19 protein-coding genes are annotated in these 23,202 nt (G+C 57.6%); 16 read left to right on the top strand and 3 right to left on the bottom strand.

The annotated features are described in order from the left end of the window. Nucleotides 1-101: 101 nt before the first annotated feature. Both lysA and lptM read right to left on the bottom strand, forming a co-directional pair. A complete protein-coding gene (lysA, locus tag B9Z44_RS05255) occupies nucleotides 102-1,379 on the bottom strand; it encodes a diaminopimelate decarboxylase (RefSeq protein WP_108401869.1) in 1,278 nt (425 codons plus the stop codon). A gap of 18 nt (nucleotides 1,380-1,397) precedes the next feature. Further along, the gene (lptM, locus tag B9Z44_RS05250; protein ID WP_108401868.1) at nucleotides 1,398-1,649 is read right to left on the bottom strand and encodes an LPS translocon maturation chaperone LptM; all 252 of its coding nucleotides are present in this window, start codon (nucleotides 1,647-1,649) and stop codon (nucleotides 1,398-1,400) included. 13 nt (nucleotides 1,650-1,662) lie between these two features. Here lptM and cyaY point away from each other — a divergent pair, with 13 nt between their 5' ends. Then, on the top strand, nucleotides 1,663-1,992 hold the full coding sequence (cyaY, locus tag B9Z44_RS05245) for an iron donor protein CyaY (RefSeq protein ID WP_108358503.1): 330 nt from the start codon (nucleotides 1,663-1,665) through the stop codon (nucleotides 1,990-1,992). A 45-nt stretch (nucleotides 1,993-2,037) separates the two neighbouring features. Here cyaY and B9Z44_RS05240 read toward each other — a convergent pair whose 3' ends face one another. Beyond that, nucleotides 2,038-4,413 carry a penicillin-binding protein 1A gene (locus B9Z44_RS05240; RefSeq protein ID WP_108401867.1) on the bottom strand — a complete coding sequence of 792 codons (2,376 nt, stop codon included), beginning with the start codon at nucleotides 4,411-4,413 and terminating at the stop codon, nucleotides 2,038-2,040. Nucleotides 4,414-4,533: 120 nt separating this feature from the next. Between B9Z44_RS05240 and pilM the strand changes: the two genes are divergently transcribed. The 15 genes from pilM to mlaD all read left to right on the top strand — a co-directional run bounded on the left by pilM (nucleotide 4,534) and on the right by mlaD (nucleotide 23,199). Beyond that, nucleotides 4,534-5,733, top strand: coding sequence for a pilus assembly protein PilM (gene pilM, locus B9Z44_RS05235; RefSeq protein ID WP_170108472.1), 1,200 nt, complete (start codon nucleotides 4,534-4,536; stop codon nucleotides 5,731-5,733). Continuing rightward, complete coding sequence (locus B9Z44_RS05230; RefSeq protein WP_108358355.1) at nucleotides 5,730-6,698, top strand: pilus assembly protein PilP; 969 nt, start codon at nucleotides 5,730-5,732, stop codon at nucleotides 6,696-6,698. The genes pilM and B9Z44_RS05230 overlap by 4 nt, the downstream gene beginning before the upstream one ends. Further along, nucleotides 6,695-8,206 carry a type IV pilus secretin PilQ gene (locus tag B9Z44_RS05225; protein WP_108401865.1) on the top strand — a complete coding sequence of 504 codons (1,512 nt, stop codon included), beginning with the start codon at nucleotides 6,695-6,697 and terminating at the stop codon, nucleotides 8,204-8,206. Before B9Z44_RS05230 ends, B9Z44_RS05225 begins: the two co-directional genes overlap by 4 nt. A gap of 8 nt (nucleotides 8,207-8,214) precedes the next feature. Further along, nucleotides 8,215-8,790, top strand: a complete 576-nt coding sequence (locus tag B9Z44_RS15335) for a shikimate kinase (RefSeq protein WP_108358353.1) — start codon at nucleotides 8,215-8,217, stop codon at nucleotides 8,788-8,790. Nucleotides 8,791-8,793: 3 nt separating this feature from the next. Further along, nucleotides 8,794-9,894, top strand: a complete 1,101-nt coding sequence (aroB, locus tag B9Z44_RS05215) for a 3-dehydroquinate synthase (protein ID WP_108401864.1) — start codon at nucleotides 8,794-8,796, stop codon at nucleotides 9,892-9,894. A gap of 137 nt (nucleotides 9,895-10,031) precedes the next feature. After that, nucleotides 10,032-11,165 carry a deoxyguanosinetriphosphate triphosphohydrolase gene (locus tag B9Z44_RS05210; RefSeq protein WP_108401863.1) on the top strand — a complete coding sequence of 378 codons (1,134 nt, stop codon included), beginning with the start codon at nucleotides 10,032-10,034 and terminating at the stop codon, nucleotides 11,163-11,165. Between the two features lie 21 nt (nucleotides 11,166-11,186). Beyond that, entirely contained in the window at nucleotides 11,187-12,404 is a 1,218-nt protein-coding gene (locus tag B9Z44_RS05205; RefSeq protein ID WP_108358350.1) for an MFS transporter, read from the top strand. Further along, the gene (locus B9Z44_RS05200; protein ID WP_108358349.1) at nucleotides 12,397-12,987 is read left to right on the top strand and encodes a DUF1415 domain-containing protein; all 591 of its coding nucleotides are present in this window, start codon (nucleotides 12,397-12,399) and stop codon (nucleotides 12,985-12,987) included. The genes B9Z44_RS05205 and B9Z44_RS05200 overlap by 8 nt, the downstream gene beginning before the upstream one ends. 3 nt (nucleotides 12,988-12,990) lie before the next feature. After that, nucleotides 12,991-13,863: a class I SAM-dependent methyltransferase gene (locus tag B9Z44_RS05195; protein ID WP_108401862.1), complete on the top strand. Its 873-nt coding sequence runs from the start codon at nucleotides 12,991-12,993 to the stop codon at nucleotides 13,861-13,863. A gap of 34 nt (nucleotides 13,864-13,897) precedes the next feature. Beyond that, nucleotides 13,898-14,611, top strand: coding sequence for a transposase (locus B9Z44_RS05190; RefSeq protein WP_108358347.1), 714 nt, complete (start codon nucleotides 13,898-13,900; stop codon nucleotides 14,609-14,611). Between the two features lie 173 nt (nucleotides 14,612-14,784). Next, a complete protein-coding gene (gene gltB / locus B9Z44_RS05185; protein ID WP_108401861.1) occupies nucleotides 14,785-19,500 on the top strand; it encodes a glutamate synthase large subunit in 4,716 nt (1,571 codons plus the stop codon). 29 nt (nucleotides 19,501-19,529) lie between these two features. After that, nucleotides 19,530-21,011: a glutamate synthase subunit beta gene (locus B9Z44_RS05180; RefSeq protein WP_108401860.1), complete on the top strand. Its 1,482-nt coding sequence runs from the start codon at nucleotides 19,530-19,532 to the stop codon at nucleotides 21,009-21,011. An 86-nt stretch (nucleotides 21,012-21,097) separates the two neighbouring features. Continuing rightward, the gene (locus B9Z44_RS05175) at nucleotides 21,098-21,931 is read left to right on the top strand and encodes an ABC transporter ATP-binding protein (RefSeq protein WP_108358344.1); all 834 of its coding nucleotides are present in this window, start codon (nucleotides 21,098-21,100) and stop codon (nucleotides 21,929-21,931) included. Continuing rightward, entirely contained in the window at nucleotides 21,928-22,704 is a 777-nt protein-coding gene (mlaE, locus tag B9Z44_RS05170; RefSeq protein ID WP_108358343.1) for a lipid asymmetry maintenance ABC transporter permease subunit MlaE, read from the top strand. The genes B9Z44_RS05175 and mlaE overlap by 4 nt, the downstream gene beginning before the upstream one ends. Before the next feature lie 15 nt (nucleotides 22,705-22,719). Beyond that, complete coding sequence (gene mlaD, locus B9Z44_RS05165; RefSeq protein ID WP_108358342.1) at nucleotides 22,720-23,199, top strand: outer membrane lipid asymmetry maintenance protein MlaD; 480 nt, start codon at nucleotides 22,720-22,722, stop codon at nucleotides 23,197-23,199. Nucleotides 23,200-23,202 lie beyond the last annotated feature (3 nt).

Genomic DNA, 23,202 nt, shown 5'->3' with positions numbered 1-23,202 from the left:
CCCCTTCCTCATGCTGGAGTACCAGAAATCGTCAGGGGCCGCACACCCGTAGCCACATTGGATTCAAGTTTACGAACAGATTCGCGCGAGCAGTCAAAAACTTAACGAACCAACGACTCACAAGCCATCTGATCAGCCACAGTCTCACGGCGACGAATGACATGCGCCTTGTCACCGTCCACCAAAATCTCAGCCGCACGCCCACGCGTGTTGTAGTTGCTAGACATCGCCACGCAATACGCGCCGGTTGACAGCACCGCCAGCAAGTCGCCCGACTGCACGGCCAGTTGACGGTCACGACCCAGCCAATCACCGCTTTCGCAAACGGGGCCGACCACGTCGTACATCACAGCTTCACCCACACGCGCAGACACCGGCACGATTTGGTGGAAGGCTTCGTACATGGCAGGGCGGGGCAGGTCGTTCATTGCGGCGTCAACGATGCAAAAGTTCTTTTGCTCGCCGGGCTTCAGATACAACACCTCGGTCAAACACACACCTGCATTGCCCACGAGCGAGCGACCGGGTTCAATCATCAGCTGGCGCTGGCCGTAGCCGCGTGCGTCGAGCTTGGCCAACAGTTGCGTCCACAGCTCATCTGCCGCAGGTGGCGTGTCGCCGTTGTAGTTGATGCCAAGGCCGCCGCCAAAGTCGATGTGGTGAATGGCAATGCCTGCGGCTTCAATGGCTTGCACGAGGTCCAGCACGCGGTCCATCGCATCCAGGTAAGGCGTGGACTCGGTGATTTGCGAACCGATGTGGCAATCAATACCCGTCACTTGCAAGCCGGGCAGGCTGGCTGCGCGCTGGTAAGTGGCCAAGGCGCGTTCGTGGGCCACGCCAAATTTGTTCCCTTTGAGTCCCGTTGAAATGTAGGGGTGGGTTTTGGCATCGACGTTGGGGTTGACGCGAATGCTGATGGGCGCTCGCTTGCCCATGCTTTGCGCCACGTCGCTGAGTACTTCCAACTCGGCTTCACTCTCCACGTTAAAGCAGGCAATGCCTGCGTCCAAAGCTTTGCGCATTTCGGCGCGTGTTTTGCCCACGCCCGAGAAGATGACTTTAGACGCATCACCGCCAGCGGCGATGACACGGTCCAGCTCGCCGCCTGACACGATGTCAAAGCCGCAGCCCGCTTGTGCAAACACTTGCAACACGGCCAAAGAGGAGTTGGCTTTCATGGCGTAGCAAATGCGGGCATTGCGGCCTGTAAAGCCACGTTGGTAGGCTGCGAGGGCGCTCAGCATGGCGGCTTTGGAGTACACAAACAAGGGTGTGCCGTGTGCGTGCGCGAGGTCAGCGAGTTTGACGCCTTCCAAATACAAATCGTTGTTCTGTGTGGCCACAAAAGGCGCACCGGCAAGCGTGGTGTGTGTCATCAGACGGCTCTTGAAAAATTAACGGCCAGTTGCAGCAGACGCTGCGCTGGCAGGTGAGGTGGCAGCGGGTGCTGGGGCTGTGGTGTTGCCTGGCAATTGCCGACGCACAATGTCAGGCAGCTTGGCGCGCTGTTGGAACTCAGGATCACTCGGCATGTATAAATTGCCTTTTTGTCCGCAGGCCGTCAGCGCGGCTACCGCGCACAACGCAGAGGCCACACACGCACGAAGGCTTGCGCCCGTGACTAGAATCTTTTGTTCAATACCCATGGCGCAAATTGTAATGACCGATCTCGAATTCTTAGACCGCGCAGAACTTCTGCTCAAAGCCGTTGAATTGGCCTGCGACCGCATCAACGATGACGGCGATGCTGATATCGACAATCAGCGCGTGGGCGGCATGATCACGCTGACGTTTGAGAACAAAAGCCAAATCATCATCAACCTGCAAAAGCCCCTGCACGAGGTGTGGTTGGCGGCGCGCTCAGGTGGGTATCACTTTAAGTTTGATGGTCAGCACTGGGCGGATACCAAAGGCCAAGGCGAATTCTTTGAACGCCTCAGCAAAGACGCCAGCACCCAAACTGGTTTGGCGCTCACCTTTCAGGCGTAACGTTACCGTTCGACAAAGAAAAAAGGGCGCTATCAGCGCCCTTTTTTAGTTCTTGAACAAATCGAGAATCTTTTTCTTCTCGTCGTTCGCTGGCAGCTGTTCGCTGCTGTTGCCTGAGCGGCTGTCCATGCCAAGGCTGCTCACGCCGCCGCCTTTGCTGAACTCGGCATAGGCCCAATCGCCGCTTTCGTGGCTCAAGCCTGCGGGGGGCGTTGGTTCTGCAATCGGAACGTTTTGCAAAGCGTGTTGCATGTAGCTGATCCACACGGGCAAGCTCAAACCACCGCCGGTTTCGCGGTCACCCAACTTGCGTGGCGTGTCGTAGCCAATCCACGTCACTGCGGTGAGTGTGGGGTGATAGCCCGCAAACCAAGCATCCATCGAATCGTTGGTGGTGCCGGTTTTGCCGTAGATGTCGTTGCGCTTCAAGGTGGCCTGTGCGCGTGCCGCTGTGCCCGAGCGGGTGACCTCTTGCAGCAGGCTGGTCATCACAAACGCGTTGCGTGCATCAATGGCGCGGGCCGATTCATCCAAAGGCGTTGGTGTGAACTCAGACAAGGTCTTGCCCATTTGGTCCGTCACCTTGGTGATGAGGTAGGGGTTCACGCGGTAGCCGCCGTTGGCAAACACCGAATAACCCGCCGCCATTTGCATGGGGGTGACCGAGCCAGCGCCCAGCGCCATGGTCAGGTAAGGCGGGTGTTTTTCTGCATCAAAGCCAAACTGGGCAATCCAGTCTTGCGCGTTTTGTGCGCCAACCGCTTGCAGCACGCGAATCGAAATCATGTTTTTCGATTTCGCCAAGCCCTTGCGTAAAGTCATCGGGCCTTCAAAGGTGCCGTCGTAGTTTTTGGGTTCCCACGGTTGGCCGCCGGTGACGCTGGCGTCGAAGAACAGCGGGGCGTCGTTCACCACTGTCATGGGCGTGAAGCCTTTTTCCAGTGCGGCAGAGTAAATGAACGGTTTGAAACTCGAGCCAGGCTGACGCCAAGCTTGGGTCACGTGGTTGAACTTGTTTTTGTTGAAGTCAAAGCCGCCCACCAGTGCGTGAATCGCGCCGTCACGTGGGTCGATGGACACAAACCCACCTTCGACTTCGGGCAGTTGGGTGATTTCCCAGCCGCCTTTAGCGGTCTTGGTGATGCGCACCAGCGCGCCTGGGCGCAGCTTGATGTTGGGCGCTGCTTTGTCAGACAAGCCTGATTGCACAGGCTGTAAACCGTCACCTGTGATTTCCAGCACTTCGCTGTTTTGGCGCATCACGCGGACTTTTTTAGGCGTGGCGTCCAGCACCACGGCGGCCAGCAAGTCGCCTTTGTCGCCTTGCTCAATCAAGGCGTCGTCAATCGCGTCTTCCAGCTCTGCCGCTTTTTCTGGCAAGTTGATGAAGCGCTCAGGGCCGCGGTAGTGTTGGCGGCGTTCAAAGTCCATGATGCCGCGACGCAGTGCAAAGTAGGCCGCTTGTTGGTCGCTGGCGCGGATGGTGGTGTACACATTCAAGCCGCGCGTGTAAATCTCAGGGCCGTATTGCGCAAACATCAGTTGGCGAGCCATCTCCGCCACATAGTCAGCGTGGGTGTTGAGGCTGCTCATCGCGGTGCGAATCTTCAACTCTTCTTGCTTGGCGGCGACGGCTTGCTCTTTGGTGATGAAGCCGTTTTCTTCCATGCGCTCAATGATGTAGAGCTGGCGAGCACGCGCGCGCTTGGGGTTGGCAATCGGGTTGTAGGCCGATGGTGCTTTGGGCAGGCCGGCCAACATGGCCGCTTCGGCAATGCTGATGTTTTTCAACGGTTTGCCAAAGTAGGCCTCAGACGCAGCGGCAAAACCGTAGGCACGGTTGCCCAAATAAATTTGGTTCAGATAGATTTCAAAAATCTGGTCTTTGCTGAGCATGTGCTCCAGCTTGCTGGTCAGCAAGATTTCATAAATCTTGCGCGTGAAAGTTTTCTCTGACGACAAGTAAACGTTACGCGCCACCTGCATGGTGATGGTCGAAGCCCCTTGGCTCTTGGCACGGCCTAAGTTGGCCAAGCTGGCGCGCAGCAGGCCGATGTAGTCCACACCGCCGTGTTGGTAAAAGCGCGCGTCTTCAATGGCCAGCACCGCGTCTTTCATCACTTTGGGGATGTCTTTGAACGGGGTTAGGTTGCGGCGTTCTTCGCCGAACTCACCAATTTGCGTGCCTTCTACCGAATACACACGCATTGAGAGCTTGGGCCGGTAATCGGCCAAGTCTGAAATGTCGGGCAGCTGCGGGTAGGCCATGGCCAGCGCAACGCCGACCAACAAGCCCACCACAAGCATGATGGCAGCGGCAATGCCGAAGGCCCATAGCAAGAGTTGGCTCGCCAAAGAGCGAGGGGCTGCTGAGGCAGCGGCGTGTTCTTTCGAACCTTCGGGGGTGTGGTTTTTCGCCATAAGTGGGAAGGATTATAAAAACCATGCTTTCATCACAAAAGTCCCGAGTCAAACACCTCCGCAGTCGCTTGTCAACGCGTTGAAATGCCAAGCATTGCCGCCCGATTCAAAGGATGTGTCATGCGCTGGTCGTCTTGGTTGCTTCGCTCACGCCAACGCCGCTTGTGTGTGGTGGGGTTGGATGTGGGGCCTGAATTTTGTAGCTTGCTGGTGCTGACCGGCTCGCCCTTACAACCCGACAGCGTCTGCTGTGCCGAACGGTTGAACTTGCCTGAGGGTTTGGTGTCGCATGGCGAGGTACTGGATTCCGCGGCGTTGGGTCAATGGCTGCAGACTTATTTGCAGGCGGGCGATTACCAGCCCGATGCGGCCTACATCGGGCTAGATAGCGCGTGTGTGTCGAACCACCTCGTCACATTGGCTGCGAACTTATCGCCAGACGATGTGGCGTTTCAGTTGCAAGCCGAGGTGCAATCTTTGTTGCCAGAGTCTGTCGCCGAGGTGTGCATTGATTACACCGTGGACCTGGGGTCTGCCTCTGCGGGTGAACGGCGCTACTTGGTGCAGGCTGTGCCACGTTCACGTGTCGATGTGTTGCAGCGTGTGGCCCAACGTGCCGGTCTGAAAGCTGTGGTGGTCGAGCCTCGCCACGACGCTGCGCGTCGCACAGCCATCAGCTATATTTTTGCCACCTTGCCCCAGGCCAGTGCTGCTTTGGCGTTGCAGTGTGACGAGGCTTTTGGTTTGGCTTTGCGCGCTTGGCATGACGAAGGGACTAATTTCTTGCCCTACCGTCAGAACACGCAACATACCTTGCGCCGTGCCTGGTTGTTAGCCGTTGCCGTGTGCGCCATGGGCGGGGCGTTTTTGGCAGCTGGCTTTGCCATGGTGATGGCCTCTGCCGCTGAAACCAAACATCATCCGATGGGGGATGCTGTGGCGATGGCACGTGCGTTGGAGGATGCGAAAAAAGCACATGCGCAAGCCAAAGCGTTGCAAGAGCGCCGCGTCGCCCAGGCCCAATGGCTTAAAGCGCGCGAAGACGTGCAGTCACAAAACCTGAAATGGAGCCGCGTACTGAGTCAAGCCGCCCAAGGCGTGTGGGTGGCCAGTGTCAAGCAGCAAGGCACACGTTGGACAGTGCAAGGCGAAGCTTTGTCGTCTAGCCATGCACAGCAGTTGGTCAAACAGCTCAAGGCGCTCGACATTTGGGCTCAAGCGCCCGAGCTGCCGCAGCTGCAAGTGATGCCTTCTTTGTCCACCACGGGCTTGCCTGTTTGGCAATTTCGCATCGAAGCTGACTTGAAAGTGGGAACATGATGAAGCCGTTGAACATGTCGCTGCCACAGCTGGATTGGCGTCAACCTTGGTGTTGGCCTCGTACCATTCAATATGCGCTTTTTGTGAGCGCAGGTGTCGTGGGGATGCTGGCACTCAGTCCTTGGTGGCTGCAGAGTTGGCAGGCTTGGGATGACGCCAATGACGCACAAGCCCAACTGCTGACCGAGCAAGAGGCGCGCCACGCGCTGCAAGTGCAAAGTCAGCCGGACACCTCGTTTGCCGATGCCGCGGCACTTGCCGAGTTGGCTCGGCTGCAAGGTTTGCAATTTTCCCAAGTTAGCTTGGAGACGCCCCAACAAAGTCCGACGTTGCATGCGCTGCACATGCAGCAGTTGCCCGTGCGGTTGACGGTGCAAGGTTCGTGGGATGGGTGGCTCGATTGGTTGGCACAGTGGCCCACCGCTGCGCCAGGTGTGACGGTTTCGTCGCTTGAGCTCAAGGCCGACCCGCATGGTGGCATTTCTGCGCAAGTGTTGGCGATGGCGCCGCAATCGACCGCCCTGGATGCTGCATTTGAATTGTCGAGCGTCAATTCTGAAAGCGCTGCATCTGTGGACCCATTCAGCACCACAGGCTGGTCCAATGCGCAGCGTGCCCACGCCGAGCAGCACCCCAGTTATGCGCGCTTGGTTGCGCCAGAGCTTTTGCGCCCACGAGATTTGTTAGAGACATTTCCACGTGAACGTTTGCAGTATGTGGGGCAAATCGCATCAGGTGCTGATCTAGAAGCCTTGGTGAAAGTGCTCCCACCCGCAGGTGAAAAAAATGACATCTCAATGATGCGCGTGCACCGTGTTCGCGTGGGCCGCCACTTAGGCCAAAACTTTGGCAAAGTGTTGGCGGTTCAATCAGACCAGTTGGTGGCCCAAGAGTTGGTCTTGACGCCAACCGGCGAATGGCAAACCCGTGAGGTGCGTTGGCCCTTGCATGAGGTCGCGCCATGATTCGTCTGTCTTGGTCAATGCGTGTGGCGGTGCGGTGCGGTTGGGCGTGGTTGCTGTGTGTGCAGGTCTTGCCCTCATACAGCCAAGAAGCCAAACCAGCGCATGCCGGCGCACCCATGTCTATGAATTTTCAAAACATCGAGGTGCGCACAGCTTTGCAAATCGTGGCGGATTTCACGGGCCTGAACATCATCACGTCAGACAGTGTGACGGGCGCGCTTACGCTCAAACTGCACAAAGTGCCATGGGATCAAGTGCTCGATATCATGGCGCAGGCCAAGGGTTTGAGCGTGCGTAAGCAAGGCAACGTTATTTGGGTGGCCCCGCGTGCCGAAGTGGCTGCACGCGAAAAGTTGGAATACGAAAGCAAGCTTGCAGCGCAAAACTTAGAGCCCATGCAAACACGTGGTTTTGCGCTCAACTATGCCAAGGCGGTGGATGTGCTCACGCAAATTCAAGGCGGCACAGTGTTGCCCGCTGTACCCGCCATGGGCGGGTATGGTGGTTTAGGTGGCGCTGGGCTAGGCTACCCGCCGCCCGCAAGTGCCTTACCCTTCAGTGTGTCATCCATGGGCGGCGGCTCTCGCATCCTCAGCACCCGCGGCAGTGCCATGGCTGAACCGCGTACCAACCAATTGTTTGTGACCGACATCGCTGAGCGCATCGATCAAGTGGTGCAGATGATTGCCAAGATAGACATTCCCCTGCGCCAAGTGATGATCGAAGCGCGCATCGTGCAAGCCAGCGACACCTTTGGACAAACCCTAGGCGTGCGTTTGGGCGGCATGGGGCAGGGCGGTGCGCAAAGCGTGTGGGGCCCCACCAACACCAATGTGATAGCCAATGCCAACCCCACGGCGCAACAGGCCACCAGTTTCAACATCGCCGACAAAGCACTCGACACCTCGGGTCAGTTCGTCAACCTGCCTGCAGCTGGCCTGAATGGTTTTGCTTCGGCCAGTTTTGCAGTGTCCATCTTCAACTCGGCCAAAAACCGTTTTCTCAACTTAGAACTGTCTGCGCTAGAGGCCGATGGCAAAGGCAAGGTGGTCTCTAGCCCGCGCGTGGTCACCGCAGACCAAGCCAAAGCCGTGATCGAGCAAGGGACCGAGTTGCCCTACCAAGTGGCGGCGGCCAGCGGGGCATCGACCTTGGCGTTTCGCAAAGCCAACCTCAAGTTGGAGGTCACGCCGCAAATCACGCCCGAGGGCGGCATCGTGCTCGATCTGGATATTTCCAAAGACAACGTAGGCCAAATTACCCCCGCTGGTTTTGCCATTGACACCAAACACATCAAGACCCAAGTGCTGGTGGAAAATGGCGGCACGGTCATGATTGGCGGCATTTACGAGACCAGTGAACAAGAGGACGAGTACAAGGTGCCTTTCTTAGGTGACATCCCTGTGTTGGGCTATTTGTTCAAAAACCGCCGCCAAGTCCAAGCCAAGCAAGAGTTGCTGGTCTTCATAACCCCTAAAATGCTCGATCACAGTGCCGTTGCACGTTAAGAAAGCATATGTTGTTGGTTTTGGTGGGTCTGCCGGGTTCCGGTAAAACGACTGTTGGACGTCAACTTGCGCGACGTCTTCACCTCCCCTTTGTTGATTCGGATCACGCGATTGAGCACCGCTTGGGTTGCTCAGTGCGCGAATATTTCGAACGCGAAGGGGAAGACCGCTTTCGCGACCTCGAATCTGAAGTGCTGGCTGATTTGTGCCAAAACCACCAAGGCGTGTTGTCCACCGGCGGCGGCTCGGTGTTGCGCCCCATCAACCGTGAACGGCTGCACCAACACGGCCATGTGTTTTATTTGCGTTCAAGCCCCGAAGAAGTGTTTCGCCGTTTGCGCAACGACCAAAACCGCCCCTTGTTGCAAGTGGCCGATCCGCAAGCGCGCTTGCGCGAGTTGATGGAAAAGCGCGATCCGCTGTACCGCGAAACCGCGCACTATGTCATTGAAACAGGCCGCCCCAATGTGGCCAGCTTGGTCAACATGATCGTGGCGCAGCTTGAATTGGCTGGGCACATCAAACCTGTCTCGCCCCCTGCGCCTGCTGATCGCCCACGCGTGTCGCCCCCACACAGAATTTGAGCCATGTCGAACACCTCACACCTTGAACGCGTTGCCATTGACTTAGGCGACCGCAGCTACAGCATCTTGATTGGCGAGCAGTTGCTCGACGCCGCCAGCACGTGGGCCGATTTGCCCAAAGCCTCGGCAGCGCTCATCGTCACCAACGACACCGTGGGCCCCATTTACGCCGAGCGCTTGCAAGCTGCGCTCGCGCCGCTTTACAAGCAAGTGCACACCGTGGCCTTGCCCGACGGAGAGAGTCACAAAGATTGGCAAACGCTGAACCTGATTTTTGATGAGCTGTTGGGCAAAGGTGCCGACCGCAAAACCGTGCTGTTCGCCCTGGGCGGCGGCGTGGTGGGTGACATGACCGGCTTTGCCGCCGCTTGCTACATGCGCGGCGTGCCTTTTGTGCAAGTCCCCACCACCTTGCTGGCGCAGGTCGATTCATCGGTGGGCGGCAAAACCGCCATCAACCACCCCATCGGCAAAAACATGATTGGCGCGTTCTACCAACCGCAACGCGTGGTGTGCGACCTTGACACTTTGCAAACCTTGCCCCAACGCGAGATGAGCGCAGGCTTGGCCGAAGTCATCAAATACGGCCCCATCGCCGACATGCAATTTCTGGATTGGATTGACGCCAACCTCGACGCGCTCTTGGCGCGTGACCCCAAAGCCTTGGCGCACGCCGTCAAGCGCAGTTGCGAAATCAAAGCATGGGTGGTGGGCCAAGACGAACGCGAAGGCGGCATCCGCGCCATCCTCAACTTCGGCCACACCTTTGGCCACGCCATTGAAGCGGGCTTAGGCTTTGGCGAATGGCTGCACGGCGAAGCTGTGGGCTGCGGCATGGTCATGGCCTCGCACCTCTCGCAACGTTTGGGTTTGGTGGACGAGGCCTTTGTGTCACGCTTCACCGCCCTCATCGAACGTGCAGGCTTGCCCATCGTCGGCCCCAAACTTGGCGCGGACGTTTACCTGCACCACATGCGCGTGGACAAAAAAGCAGAAGCAGGCGAAATCAAATTCGTGCTCATCGACAAGCCCGGCACAGCCATTGTCCGCGGCGCCCCCGATGCCTTAGTGGCCCAAGTGATCGACGGTTGCTGTGAAAAATAAGAGTGGCGAAGCTAGGCGAGTGAATCAACGCCGTTCGCAGTCTGGCGGTGTGGGGGATGTGCCGCTGATGATTTCTGGACCAGCATGAAGAAGCGGCACATCCCCCATACCGCCAGCGAGCACAAAAAACAAAAGCAATGACCCCACTCGCCCCCTACGCCTGCCAACCCGAACTATCCCGTGGCCGCAGATACCAAGAGCCTGAAGCCCCCGCGCACGCCCCCAGCTTTCGCAACCCGCACCAACGCGACCGCGACCGCATCGTTCACTCCACCGCCTTCAGACGCTTGGTCTACAAAACCCAAGTCTTCTTGAACCATGAAGGCGATTTGTTTCGCACGCGCATGACCCACTCGTTGGAAGTGGCACAGCTGGGCCGCTCCATCGCCCGCGCGTTGAACCTGAACGAGGATTTGGTCGAAGCCGTTGCCTTGGCGCACGACTTGGGCCACACCCCCTTCGGTCACGCGGGGCAAGATGCGTTGAACGAATGCATGGCCCCCTACGGCGGCTTCGAGCACAACCTGCAAAGCCTGCGTGTGGTGGACGAGCTGGAAGAGCGCTACCCCGCGTTCAACGGCCTGAACCTGAGCTTCGAAACGCGTGAAGGCATCTTGAAACACTGCGCGCGCCGCAACGCAGAACTCATCAACGCGCAAGAGCACAACGGCATTGCCGCGCGTTTTTTGAACGGCACACAGCCCAGCCTTGAAGCGCAGCTATGCAACTTGGCCGACGCCATTGCCTACAACGCGCACGACATTGACGATGGTGTGCGCTCTGGTTTGCTCACGCTCGAACAAATGCAAGACGTGTCGCTGTTTGCCCGCTACCACGCGCAAACTTTGGCCGAGTATCCGCAGCTTCAAGGCCGCCGCGTGTTGTACGAAACCATTCGCCGCATGTTGAGCGACCAGGTGTACGACGTCATCAACGCCACACGTGCAGCCCTGCAACAGCACGCACCCGCCAGCGCAGACGAGGCGCGCCAGTGCCCGCCGCTGGTGCAGTTCAGCGCGGCGATGTATGAAGAGTCCAAAGCGCTCAAATCGTTTTTGTTCCGAAATTTGTACCGTCACCCGCAGGTCATGCAAACCACCGATGGTGCGCGTGCGATGGTTCAAGAGCTGTTTGCTGTTTACTTGGCCAAGCCTCAAGAAATGCCAGCCGCCTACGCCCAGCGCAGCGATGTGCCGCGCGCCGTGGCCGACTACCTGTCTGGCATGACCGACCGTTTTGCCACGCGTGAACACGCACGCTTGACGGCTTAACTTCAACCGCTCAAACCTGATATGCGCCACCCCCGCTTTGGCATCCACCCCTCGTGGGTCATCGTGTTTGCAGGTGTATGCGCCGCGCTGCATGTGGGCAAGCTGCCGCCTGCTTTGCCCGTACTGCAAGACGCACTGAATATCACTTTGGTACAAGCCGGCTTCTTGTTGTCTGCGGTGCAAGTGGCCAGCATGACACTAGGCCTTGCCGTGGGCCTGAGTGCCGATAGTTTGGGCCTGCGCCGCAGCATGTTGGTGGGGCTTGGCTTGTTGTCGTTCGCCAGCATCAGCGGTGGGTTTGTGGCCGATGCCAGCGGCTTGTTGTTCTTGCGTGCTTTAGAGGGTTTGGGCTTCTTGCTGGTCGTCATGCCTGCGCCTGCGCTCATTCGCCGCACGGTGGATGCATCGCAGCTCAGCGGCCGCATGGGCTGGTGGGGCACGTACATGCCCACGGGCAGTGCGCTGGCGTTGTTGTTGGGGCCTTGGGTCATTGCGGGTTTGAACTGGTCTGCTTGGTGGTGGCTGCTCGGTGCAGTGGCCGCGTTTGCTTGGGTGGCTGTGTGGTTGTGCGTGCCCGATGTGCAGCCGCTCGTACCCACACACAACGTCGCCAACGATGCATGGCCCAAGCGGTTGGCGCTCACTCTCCAAAGCCCCGGTCCTTGGTTGGTGGCACTCACGTTTGCGGTGTATTCCTCGCAGTGGTTGGCTGTGGTGGGCTTTTTGCCCACGGTCTATGCCGAGCTGGGTTTGGCTGCGGGCACGGCGGGCGTGTTGTCGGCTTGCGTGGCGCTGGCCAATGTGAGCGGCAACATCATGTCGGGCCGTTTGTTGCAACGCGGCTGGCCTGCGCAGCGTTTGCTGTCTATCGGCTTTGCATGCATGGCTTTGGGTGCTGTCGGCGCGTATGCCGTCTGGCAGGGCGAAGGCTTGCCCACCTCGTTGCGCTTTGCGTGCGTGGTGATGTTCTCGGCCGTGGGCGGTTTGATTCCCGGCACGTTGTTTTCATGCGCCTTGCGTTTGGCCCCTAGCGAAGGCACGGTGTCCACCACCGTGGGCTACATGCAGCAGCTTTCTGCCTTGGGCCAGTTTGCTGGCCCGCCTTTGGTAGCGTGGGTAGCAGCCAGCGCGGGCGGTTGGCAGTGGACATGGACGGTGACTGCCACACTCAGTTTGGCGGGCGCTGTGTTGGCGCACTTCATTGGCCGCGCGTTACACAAGAAAGAAAAACATGACTGACTCAGATACGCCGAATGCTCTCACCCCAGAGCAAGAGCGCACCGCCATCGAAGACACGCAGAAGTGGCTGCTAGAAGCCGTGGTGGGCCTCAACCTTTGCCCCTTTGCCAAGGCGGTGGTTGTCAAAGACATGGTGCGCTACCGCGTGTGCGCATCTGCCGAGCCAGCCGACCTGCTGGCCATGCTGCGTGAAGAGCTGCAACACTTGACCGAGGCCGACCCAGACAAACTAGACACCACGCTGCTGATTGCGCCCAACGCCTTGCCCGACTTTTTGGACTTCAACGATTTCCTTGAAGACTGCGACGAAGTGCTGATGGACTTAGAGCTAGACGGCGTGCTGCAAGTGGCCGACTTTCACCCGCATTACCAATTTGGCGGCACGGAGGTGGACGACATCGAGAACTTCACCAACCGCACGCCATACCCCACGCTGCACCTGTTGCGCGAAGCCAGCCTTGACAAAGCGGTGGAGGCCTATCCCGATGCGTCGCTCATCTTTGAACGCAACATTGAGGTGTTGAATAAGTTGGGGCATGAGGGGTGGGCTAAGTTGGGCATTGCTTCTCGACTGCACAATTGAGCCATGTCCAAACACAAACCCGCTGCTGCGGCCAAGCCCCAAGACCCAAGTTCTCAGCTCGACCTGCGCCCCGGCCAATCCATCGAGCTGCTCAAAGAGCTGCACATCCTCACTCGCGACGGCAAGCTCAACCAAGATTCGCGTCGCAAATTGAAGCAGGTGTATCACCTGTTTCATTTCATTGAAAAGCTGCTGAAAGAACTGCCCGCCAGCGAGCAAGGCCCCACGCTGGCTGATCACGGCGCGGGCAAGTCGTATTTGGGTTTCATCATTTACGACTTGTTTTTCAAAGCTTTGGGGCAGGGCAGTATTTACGGGATTGAGACGCGCAGTGAGTTGGTCGATTCGTCCAAAGCACTTGCGCAGCGCTTGGGGTTCGAGCGCATGAAGTTTCTCAACCTCAGCGTGGCCGAGTCTGCGCACAGCGATGCCTTGCCCGACCAGATTGATGTGGTCACCGCGCTGCACGCGTGTGACACCGCCACCGACGATGCGATTGCGTTTGGTCTGCAAAAGAAAGCCAAATACATGGTGCTCGTGCCCTGTTGCCAAGCCGAGCTGGCGCGCGCGCTCAACAAAAACAAAGCGCTCAACTTGCAGCGCACGCCGCTGGCCGAGCTGTGGCGTCACCCGCTGCACACGCGCGAGATGGGCAGTCAGCTCACCAACGTGCTGCGCTGTCTGTACCTAGAAGCCATGGGCTACCAAGTGACCGTCACCGAGCTGGTGGGCTGGGAGCACAGCATGAAAAACGAACTCATCCTGGCCAAGTACACGGGGCAGAAGAAGCGCAGTGCGGCGGAGCGCTTGACGGCTTTGTTGGAAGAATTTGGCTTGCAAGAGTTGGCCGACACACGATTCAAAGTCGGCACTTAATTAATCGGGGTCAGGTTCGAATTACCATCAGCAGATGGCCCGCCTACCCCGTCTCACCGTCACCGGCTACCCGCACCATGTCATCCTGCGGGGTAATAACCGTCAAGACATTTTTCGCAGCACCGCGGATTACCAGCGCATGCTCGATTTGTTGTTCGAGCACAGCCGCACACACAAGGTCGACATTCACGCCTATGTGTTGATGGGCAACCACTTGCATTTGTTGCTCACACCGCAAGAAGACCAAGGCCTGCCCAAGATGATGCAGGCTGTGGGCCGCAGCTATGTGCAGGTGTTCAACAAAGTGCACGCACGCACCGGCACGTTGTGGGAAGGGCGCTACCGTTCCACACTCATTCAAACCGACCGCTACTTGCTGGCGTGCATGGCCTACATCGACCTGAACCCTGTGCGCGCACACATGGTGACGAAGCCTGAGGATTACGCGTGGTCGAGTTACGGGCATTACGCAGGGCATCGCACCGACAGGCTCGTCACGCCGCATGCCTTGTATTGGGGGCTGGGCAATACCCCGTTTGCACGTGAAGCGGCATACGCCGAATTGGTGCGCACAGGCCTCAGTGCGGACCAGCAGGGTGCATTGACCGACGCCACGCTCAGTGGTTGGGCGCTGGGTGACGCGCGTTTTGTGGCCGATTTACAGACGCAAACCGAAAGACGCTTGGTTAAAACCAAACCGGGCAGGCCATTTAGCAAGCCAAAAAATACAGAGAAGCCCGAAAAATAAGGGGTTGAGCTGTGGTGCTACCTTTAGCGAATCAGAATTTTAATCTGTCCCCAATTAATTTAATAACAAATCTTAGGTTCAATTAATTGGGTTCTGACCCCGATTATTTTTCTTGGCATGGATGCTGCAGTGCAGTATCCTTCTTGTCCCGCTGAATTTTTGAGGAATGCGCCATGACCACGGCTGCCGATAAAGCACAACTGCAATCTCAGGGTTTGTACGACCCATCTAACGAACATGACGCCTGTGGCGTGGGCTTTGTTGCTCACATCAAGGGTCACAAGAGCCACGCCATCGTGGGTCAAGCGCTCAAAATTTTGGAAAACCTCGACCATCGCGGTGCTGTGGGTGCTGACGCGCTCATGGGCGACGGCGCAGGTATCTTGATTCAATTGCCCGACGCTTTGTATCGCGAAGAGATGGCCAAGCAGGGCGTTGCCTTGCCACCGCTCGGCGAGTACGGCGTGGGCATGGTGTTCTTGCCCAAAGAAAGCGCGTCGCGCTTGGCTTGCGAGCAAGAGTTGGACCGCGCTGTCAAAGCCGAAGGCCAAGTGTTGTTGGGCTGGCGCGATGTGCCGGTCAACCTCGACATGCCCATGTCACCCCGCGTGCGTGAAAAAGAGCCGGTCATTCGCCAAATCTTCATTGGCCGTGGAAATGACGTGATCGTGCAAGACGCGCTCGAGCGCAAGCTGTACGTCATCCGCAAAACAGCCAGCGCCGCGATCCAGCACTTGAACTTGAAGCACGGCAAAGAGTATTACGTGCCCAGCATGTCTAGCCGCACCATCATTTACAAAGGCTTGTTGCTGGCCGACCAAGTCGGTACCTATTACCGCGACTTGACCGACGAGCGCTGCGTGTCCGCCCTCGGCTTGGTGCACCAACGCTTCTCGACCAACACCTTCCCAGAGTGGCCCTTGGCTCACCCTTACCGCTATGTGGCGCACAACGGTGAGATCAACACCGTCAAGGGCAACTACAACTGGATGAAAGCCCGCGAAGGCGTGATGTCTTCCCCCGTGTTGGGCGACGACCTGCAAAAGCTTTACCCCATCAGCTTCGCTGACCAATCCGACACCGCCACCTTCGACAACTGTCTCGAGTTGATGACGATGGCCGGCTACCCCATCAGCCAAGCCGTGATGATGATGATTCCAGAGCCATGGGAAAACCACACCACCATGGACGAGCGCCGCAAGGCCTTCTACGAATACCACGCCGCGATGTTGGAGCCATGGGACGGCCCAGCTTCTATCGTGTTCACCGACGGTCGCCAAATCGGCGCGACGCTGGACCGCAATGGTTTGCGTCCATCACGTTATTGCATCACTGACGACGACATGGTCATCATGGGTTCTGAGTCTGGCGTGTTGCCCGTGCCTGAGAGCAAGATCGTGCGCAAGTGGCGTCTGCAGCCCGGCAAGATGTTTTTGATCGACCTCGAACAAGGTCGCATGATCGACGATGAAGAACTCAAAGCTGGCCTGACCAACACCAAGCCCTACAAGCAATGGATTGAAAACGTCCGCATCAAGTTAGACGACGTCAAAGGCCACGAAGGCGAAGCTGCTCAAGCCAGCGATGTGCCTTTGCTCGACCGCCAACAAGCCTTTGGCTACAGCCAAGAAGACATCAAGTTCTTGATGGCGCCTATGGCCATCAACGGCGAAGAGGGCATTGGCTCGATGGGTAACGACAGCCCCTTGGCTGTGTTGTCTAGCAAAAACAAACCGCTGTACAACTACTTCAAGCAGTTGTTCGCGCAGGTGACCAACCCACCGATCGACCCGATCCGTGAAGCCATCGTCATGTCGTTGGTGTCGTTCGTGGGCCCTAAGCCCAACTTGCTCGACATCAACCAAGTCAACCCACCCATGCGCTTGGAAGTCAGCCAGCCTGTGCTGGACTTCGCCGACATGGCCAAGTTGCGTGACATTGAGCAGTACACCCACGGCAAGTTCAAGAGCGCCACGCTCGACATGACTTACCCACTGGCTTGGGGCCATGACGGCGTGGAAGCCAAGTTGGCGTCGTTGTGCGCTGAGGCTGTGGACGCCATCAAAGGCGGCCACAACATCCTGATCATCAGCGACCGCGCTGTGAGCGCCACCCAAGTGGCAATTCCTGCTGTGTTGGCCTTGTCTGCCATCCACCAGCACTTGGTACGCGAAGGCTTGCGCACCACCGCTGGTTTGGTGGTGGAAACAGGCAGCGCCCGCGAAGTGCACCACTTCGCCGTGTTGGCTGGCTACGGCGCAGAAGCCGTGCATCCCTACCTCGCGCTCGAAACATTGGCCAATCTGCATAAAGATTTGCCCGCTGATTTGTCGACCGAAAAAGCGATCTACAACTACATCAAAGCCATCGGCAAAGGCCTGTCGAAGATCATGTCCAAGATGGGCGTTTCGACCTACATGTCTTACTGCGGCGCGCAGTTGTTTGAAGCCATCGGCATCAACACCGAAACTGTGCAAAAGTATTTCACTGGCACACCAAGTCGCGTGGAAGGCATCGGCATTTTCGAAATGGCCGAAGAAGGCATTCGCATGCACAAGGCGGCATTTGGCGAAGATCCCGTGCTCGCCAATATGCTCGACGCAGGCGGTGAATACGCCTGGCGCGCCCGCGGCGAAGAGCACATGTGGACGCCTGACGCGATTGCCAAGTTGCAGCACAGCACACGCTCGAACAACTTCAACACGTACAAAGAGTACGCACAAATCGTCAACGACCAAAACAAGCGTCACCTGACCTTGCGCGGTTTGTTCGATTTCAAGATTGACCCATCTAAAGCCATCTCTGTGGACGAGGTCGAGCCCGCCACTGAGATCGTCAAACGTTTCGCCACCGGCGCGATGTCACTCGGTTCCATCTCGACTGAAGCACACGCCACCTTGGCTGTGGCGATGAACCGCATTGGCGGCAAGTCCAACACGGGTGAGGGTGGTGAAGACCCAGCGCGTTACCGCAACGAACTCAAAGGCATCCCGATCAAAAAGGGTGAAACTTTGAAGAGCGTCATCGGCGCTGATGTGGTGGAAGTCGACATGCCTTTGGAAGCGGGCGACAGCTTGCGTTCACGCATCAAACAAGTGGCTTCGGGTCGCTTCGGTGTGACGGCTGAATACCTGTCTTCGTCTGACCAAATCCAGATCAAGATGGCCCAAGGCGCCAAGCCCGGTGAAGGCGGCCAGTTGCCAGGCGCGAAAGTATCTGAGTACATCGGCAAGCTGCGTTACAGCGTGCCAGGCGTGGGCTTGATTTCGCCCCCTCCACACCACGACATCTATTCGATCGAAGACTTGGCTCAGTTGATCCATGACTTGAAGAACGTCGCTCCTCACGCTGACATCAGCGTGAAGTTGGTGGCCGAAATCGGCGTGGGCACGATTGCCGCAGGCGTCGCCAAGTGCAAGGCCGATCACGTGGTGATCGCCGGTCACGACGGCGGCACGGGCGCATCGCCTTGGTCTTCCATCAAGCATTGCGGTTCACCTTGGGAAATCGGTCTGGCCGAAACCCAACAAACTTTGGTGTTGAATGGTTTGCGTGGCCGCGTGCGCGTGCAAGCCGACGGTCAAATGAAAACCGGCCGCGACGTGGCTGTGGGTGCTTTGCTCGGCGCTGACGAGTTTGGTTTTGCCACTGCACCGCTGGTGGTTGAGGGCTGCATCATGATGCGCAAGTGCCACTTGAACACCTGCCCCGTGGGCGTGGCCACACAAGACCCAGAGTTGCGCAAGAAGTTCACAGGCAAGCCTGAGCACGTCGTCAACTACTTCTTCTTCATCGCTGAAGAAGTGCGTCAAATCATGGCGCAGTTGGGCATCAAAAAGTTTGACGACATGATTGGCCGCGCCGACCTGCTCGACATGCGCGCTGGCATCGAGCACTGGAAAGCCTCTGGCCTCGACTTCGCTCGCTTGTTGGCTGTGCCCCAAGTGGGCCCAGAAATTCCTCGCTACCACGTGGACAAGCAAGACCACGGCTTGGAAAAAGCACTGGACCAAAAACTCATCGAAAAATCCAAGCCCGCCATCGAGCGCGGCGAGAAGGTGCAGTTCATGGAAGTGGCCCGCAACGTGAACCGCTCTGTCGGTGCCATGTTGTCTGGCGCTGTGACCAAGGTTCACCCAGAAGGTTTGCCAGACGACAGCATCCGCATCCAACTCGAAGGCACGGGCGGTCAATCGTTTGGCGCGTTCTTGTGCAACGGCATCACGCTGTACCTCATTGGTGACGCCAACGACTACACCGGCAAAGGCCTCTCAGGCGGCCGCGTGGTGGTTCGCCCCAGCATCGATTTCCGTGGCGAAGCCGTCAACAACATCATCGTGGGTAACACCGTGATGATTGGCGCGACGCGCGGTGAAGCGTTCTTCTCCGGCGTGGCTGGGGAACGTTTTGCAGTGCGTTTGTCTGGCGCGACCGCTGTGGTCGAAGGCACAGGCGACCACGGTTGCGAATACATGACAGGCGGCACAGTCGCGGTCTTGGGTAAAACCGGCCGTAACTTTGCAGCAGGCATGAGCGGCGGTGTGGCGTACGTGTACGACGAAGACGGTCAGTTCAACAAGAAGTGCAACACCGCCATGGTTTCCATGGAAAAAGTGTTGACCGCTGCCGAACAAGAAGCCTCGTTGCCACGCGCCATTTGGCACCGTGACCAAACCGACGAAGCGCAACTCAAGAAGTTGCTCGAAGACCACCACCGTTGGACGGGCTCCAAACGCGCCCGTGACTTGCTGGACAACTGGGACACCGCACGTGCCAAGTTTGTCAAAGTGTTCCCCAACGAATACAAGCGTGCATTGGGCGAGTTGAACGCAGCCAAGACTGCTAAGGCTCCAGCCGCATCGGCCAAAAAAGCCGTCGCCGCCAAGTAACGCACAGCACAAGCAAAAGGATTTGAATCATGGGAAAAGTCACTGGCTTTATGGAAATTGAGCGTCTTGAAGAGGGCTACAAGCCCGTCAAAGAGCGCCTGAAAAACTACGACGAATTTGTGATTGGTTTGGACGATGGCCAAGCCAAACAACAAGCTGCGCGTTGCATGGACTGCGGCACACCGTTTTGTAACAACGGTTGCCCCGTCAACAACATCATTCCGGACTTCAACGACTTGGTGTACCAAGGCGATTGGAAAAACGCGATTGACGTGCTGCACAGCACCAACAACTTCCCCGAGTTCACCGGCCGCATTTGCCCCGCACCTTGCGAAGCGGCTTGCGTGGTGAACGTCAATGGTGACGCGGTGGGCATCAAGTCCATCGAGCACGCGATCATCGACAAAGCTTGGTCCGAAGGCTGGGTGGTGGCTAAACCGCCTAAGCACAAGACAGGCAAGAAGGTTGCGGTGGTCGGCTCAGGCCCCGCCGGTATGGCCGCTGCACAGCAGTTGGCACGCGTCGGTCACGACGTGACCTTGTTCGAAAAGAACGACCGCATTGGTGGTTTGTTGCGTTACGGCATTCCAGACTTCAAGATGGAAAAGTCGCACATCGACCGTCGCGCCAAGCAGCTCGAAGCTGAAGGCGTGACCATTCGCACCAACGTGATGGTGGGCGAGTTGCCCAAGGGTTCTAAGGTCACCAACTGGGCCACAGAAACCATCACCCCTGCCCAGCTCCAAAAAGACTTTGACGCTGTGTTGTTGACCGGTGGCTCAGAGCAGTCACGCGACTTGCCAGCCCCTGGCCGCGACTTGGCTGGCATTCACTTCGCGATGGAGTTCTTGCCCCAACAAAACAAGGTCAACGGCGGTGACAAGGTCAAAGACCAATTGCGCGCTGACGGCAAGCATGTGGTGGTCATCGGTGGTGGCGACACCGGCTCTGACTGCGTGGGCACCAGCACACGCCACGGCGCTGCTGGCGTGGTTCAGTTTGAGGTGATGCCTATGCCACCCGAGCACGAGAACAAGCCTTTGGTGTGGCCATACTGGCCGCTGAAGCTGCGCACCAGCTCTAGCCACGACGAGAGCTCTGAAAAAGGTTTGCTCAAGCGCGAATTCGCCATCTCGACCAAAGAGTTTGTCGGCGAAAACGGCAAAGTCACGGGCGTCAAAACCGTTCGCGTCGAATGGAAAGACGGCAAGATGGTTGAAGTGGCCGGCAGCGAAGAAATCATCAAAGCCGACCTCGTGTTGTTGGCGATGGGCTTTGTGAACCCTGTGGCCACCATTTTGGAAGGCTTCGGCGTCGAGAAAGACGCACGCGGCAACGCCAAGGCCACGACCGAATTCACCGGTGGTTATGCCACCAACGTGCCCAAAGTGTTTGCCGCAGGCGACATCCGTCGCGGCCAATCTTTGGTCGTGTGGGCCATCCGCGAAGGCCGTCAGGCTGCGCGTTCGGTGGATGAGTTCTTGATGGGCGCGAGCGATCTGCCCCGTTAATTGACCATTTTTACAAGCTTGTGACGGCTTGGTTCTAAAATAGCAAAAGTTGGCCTGTTTTTATCAATAGGCCAGCTTTTGTTTTTATGAATAACACTTCCCCATTAAACACAAACCCTGATGCGCTGGTCGAACTGCGCGACATTCGCTTTGGCTATGGCGAACGCCTCATTTTGGATGGCATTTCGCTCACCATACCGCGCGGCAAGGTGACGGCGCTGATGGGCGCCTCGGGTGGCGGCAAGACCACGGTGCTGCGTTTGATTGGCGGCCAATACCGTGCGCAGTCTGGCAGCCTCACCTTTGATGGTCAAGAAGTTGGCGCGCTAGACCCCTCTGGTCTGTACGCCGTGCGTCGTCGCATGGGCATGCTGTTTCAGTTTGGCGCTTTGTTCACCGACCTGAGCGTGTTTGACAACGTGGCTTTCCCGCTGCGCGAGCACACCGACTTGAGCGAATCCATGATTCGCGATATCGTGTTGATGAAGCTCGAAGCCGTGGGCCTGCGTGGCGCACGCGATTTGATGCCCAGCGAAATTTCTGGCGGCATGGCCCGTCGCGTGGCCTTGGCGCGTGCCATGGCACTCGACCCAGAACTCATCATGTACGACGAGCCCTTTGCAGGTCTAGACCCTATTTCGCTCGGCACCGCTGCTCGTTTGATTCGCCAGCTCAACGACACCTTGGGCTTGACCAGCGTGATCGTGTCGCATGATTTGGATGAGACCTTTCACATCGCCGATCAAGTGATCGTGTTGGCCAACGGCAAGATTGCTGCACAAGGCACACCTGATGAAGTGCGTCACAGCACCGACCCGTTGGTGAAGCAGTTTGTCACCGCCGCACCAGATGGTCCTGTGCGTTTCCATTACCCAGGCCCCAGCGTGGCGCAAGACTTTGGCGTGGAGGGCGAGGCATGAAATTCATCGCCAATTTAGGCTTTGCTGTGCGCAGCTACTTGGCTGGCTTAGGACTAGGCGCACGTTTGTTTGTGCGTCTCATCGCCGAGTTTGGCCACAACATGCGCCGCTTTGGCTTGGTGCGCGACCAAGTGCATTTTTTGGGCAACTACTCGTTGGCCATCATTGCGGTGTCTGGTTTGTTTGTGGGCTTTGTGCTCAGCTTGCAGGGCTACTACACCTTGCAGCGCTATGGCTCTGCCGAAGCGCTGGGCTTGTTGGTGGCCTTGAGCTTGGTGCGTGAACTCGGTCCCGTGGTCAGTGCCTTGTTGTTTGCTGGCCGTGCCGGTACATCGCTCACCGCTGAAATTGGTTTGATGAAAGCGGGCGAGCAACTCAGCGCCATGGACATGATGGCGGTCGACCCTGTGCGCCGCATCTTGGGTCCACGCTTTTGGGGCGGCATCATCGCCTTGCCTTTGCTCTCCGCGGTGTTCAGCGCCGTGGGTATTTTGGGCGGCTGGATGGTGGGCGTGTTGATGATTGGCGTGGACGCCGGCTCGTTCTGGAGCCAGATGCAAGGCGGCGTTGACGTGTGGAAAGACGTGGGCAATGGCGTGGTCAAAAGCATCGTGTTCGGTGTGACCGTCACGTTTGTGGCACTGCTGCAAGGCTATGAAGCCCAACCCACACCCGAAGGTGTTTCGCGCGCCACGACTAAAACGGTCGTGGTCGCTTCGTTGGCAGTGTTGGGGTTGGACTTCATCCTCACTGCCATGATGTTCAGTATTTGATGAATCGAGGAAGCTATGCAACGCTCCAAAAATGATGTGTGGGTGGGTTTGTTTGTGCTCTTGGGCGCAGCAGCGATTTTGTTTTTGGCTTTGAAGTCAGCCAATTTGTTGACCTTGAATTTCCAGTCCAACTACACCGTGAGTGGCCGCTTTGACAACATTGGTGGTTTGAAGCGCCAAGCGGCGGTCAAGAGCGCAGGCGTGGTGGTGGGCCGTGTGGAAAACGTCACGTTTGACGACAAAACCTTTCAAGCCACGGTCACGATGAACATCGAGAGTCGTTACCAGTTCCCCAAAGACAGCTCATTGAAAATTCTCACCAGTGGTTTGCTGGGCGAGCAATACATTGGCATCGAAGCTGGTTCTGAGGCTGACAACTTGGCCAATGGCGACCGCATCCAAGCCACGCAATCTGCCGTGGTGTTGGAGAACTTGATCAGCCAATTTTTGTACAACAAGGCTGCTGAGCCAGCGCCTGAAAAGAGTGGCAAATGATGG

It is taken from the genome of Limnohabitans curvus (genome assembly GCF_003063475.1).
GTDB classification, from domain to species: Bacteria; Pseudomonadota; Gammaproteobacteria; order Burkholderiales; family Burkholderiaceae_C; genus Limnohabitans; species Limnohabitans curvus.
This window is presented reverse-complemented; position numbering and strand designations above follow the sequence as displayed.

Bases quoted from the DNA above. Each gene is read 5' to 3' on its own strand.
- lysA (WP_108401869.1), bottom strand. From the start codon at position 1,379: ATGACACACACCACGCTTGCCGGTGCGCCTTTTGTGGCCACACAGAAC.
- lptM (WP_108401868.1), bottom strand. From the start codon at position 1,649: ATGGGTATTGAACAAAAGATTCTAGTCACGGGCGCAAGCCTTCGTGCG.
- cyaY (WP_108358503.1), top strand. From the start codon at position 1,663: ATGACCGATCTCGAATTCTTAGACCGCGCAGAACTTCTGCTCAAAGCC.
- B9Z44_RS05240 (WP_108401867.1), bottom strand. From the start codon at position 4,413: ATGGCGAAAAACCACACCCCCGAAGGTTCGAAAGAACACGCCGCTGCC.
- pilM (WP_170108472.1), top strand. From the start codon at position 4,534: ATGCGCTGGTCGTCTTGGTTGCTTCGCTCACGCCAACGCCGCTTGTGT.
- B9Z44_RS05230 (WP_108358355.1), top strand. From the start codon at position 5,730: ATGATGAAGCCGTTGAACATGTCGCTGCCACAGCTGGATTGGCGTCAA.
- B9Z44_RS05225 (WP_108401865.1), top strand. From the start codon at position 6,695: ATGATTCGTCTGTCTTGGTCAATGCGTGTGGCGGTGCGGTGCGGTTGG.
- B9Z44_RS15335 (WP_108358353.1), top strand. From the start codon at position 8,215: ATGTTGTTGGTTTTGGTGGGTCTGCCGGGTTCCGGTAAAACGACTGTT.
- aroB (WP_108401864.1), top strand. From the start codon at position 8,794: ATGTCGAACACCTCACACCTTGAACGCGTTGCCATTGACTTAGGCGAC.
- B9Z44_RS05210 (WP_108401863.1), top strand. From the start codon at position 10,032: ATGACCCCACTCGCCCCCTACGCCTGCCAACCCGAACTATCCCGTGGC.
- B9Z44_RS05205 (WP_108358350.1), top strand. From the start codon at position 11,187: ATGCGCCACCCCCGCTTTGGCATCCACCCCTCGTGGGTCATCGTGTTT.
- B9Z44_RS05200 (WP_108358349.1), top strand. From the start codon at position 12,397: ATGACTGACTCAGATACGCCGAATGCTCTCACCCCAGAGCAAGAGCGC.
- B9Z44_RS05195 (WP_108401862.1), top strand. From the start codon at position 12,991: ATGTCCAAACACAAACCCGCTGCTGCGGCCAAGCCCCAAGACCCAAGT.
- B9Z44_RS05190 (WP_108358347.1), top strand. From the start codon at position 13,898: ATGGCCCGCCTACCCCGTCTCACCGTCACCGGCTACCCGCACCATGTC.
- gltB (WP_108401861.1), top strand. From the start codon at position 14,785: ATGACCACGGCTGCCGATAAAGCACAACTGCAATCTCAGGGTTTGTAC.
- B9Z44_RS05180 (WP_108401860.1), top strand. From the start codon at position 19,530: ATGGGAAAAGTCACTGGCTTTATGGAAATTGAGCGTCTTGAAGAGGGC.
- B9Z44_RS05175 (WP_108358344.1), top strand. From the start codon at position 21,098: ATGAATAACACTTCCCCATTAAACACAAACCCTGATGCGCTGGTCGAA.
- mlaE (WP_108358343.1), top strand. From the start codon at position 21,928: ATGAAATTCATCGCCAATTTAGGCTTTGCTGTGCGCAGCTACTTGGCT.
- mlaD (WP_108358342.1), top strand. From the start codon at position 22,720: ATGCAACGCTCCAAAAATGATGTGTGGGTGGGTTTGTTTGTGCTCTTG.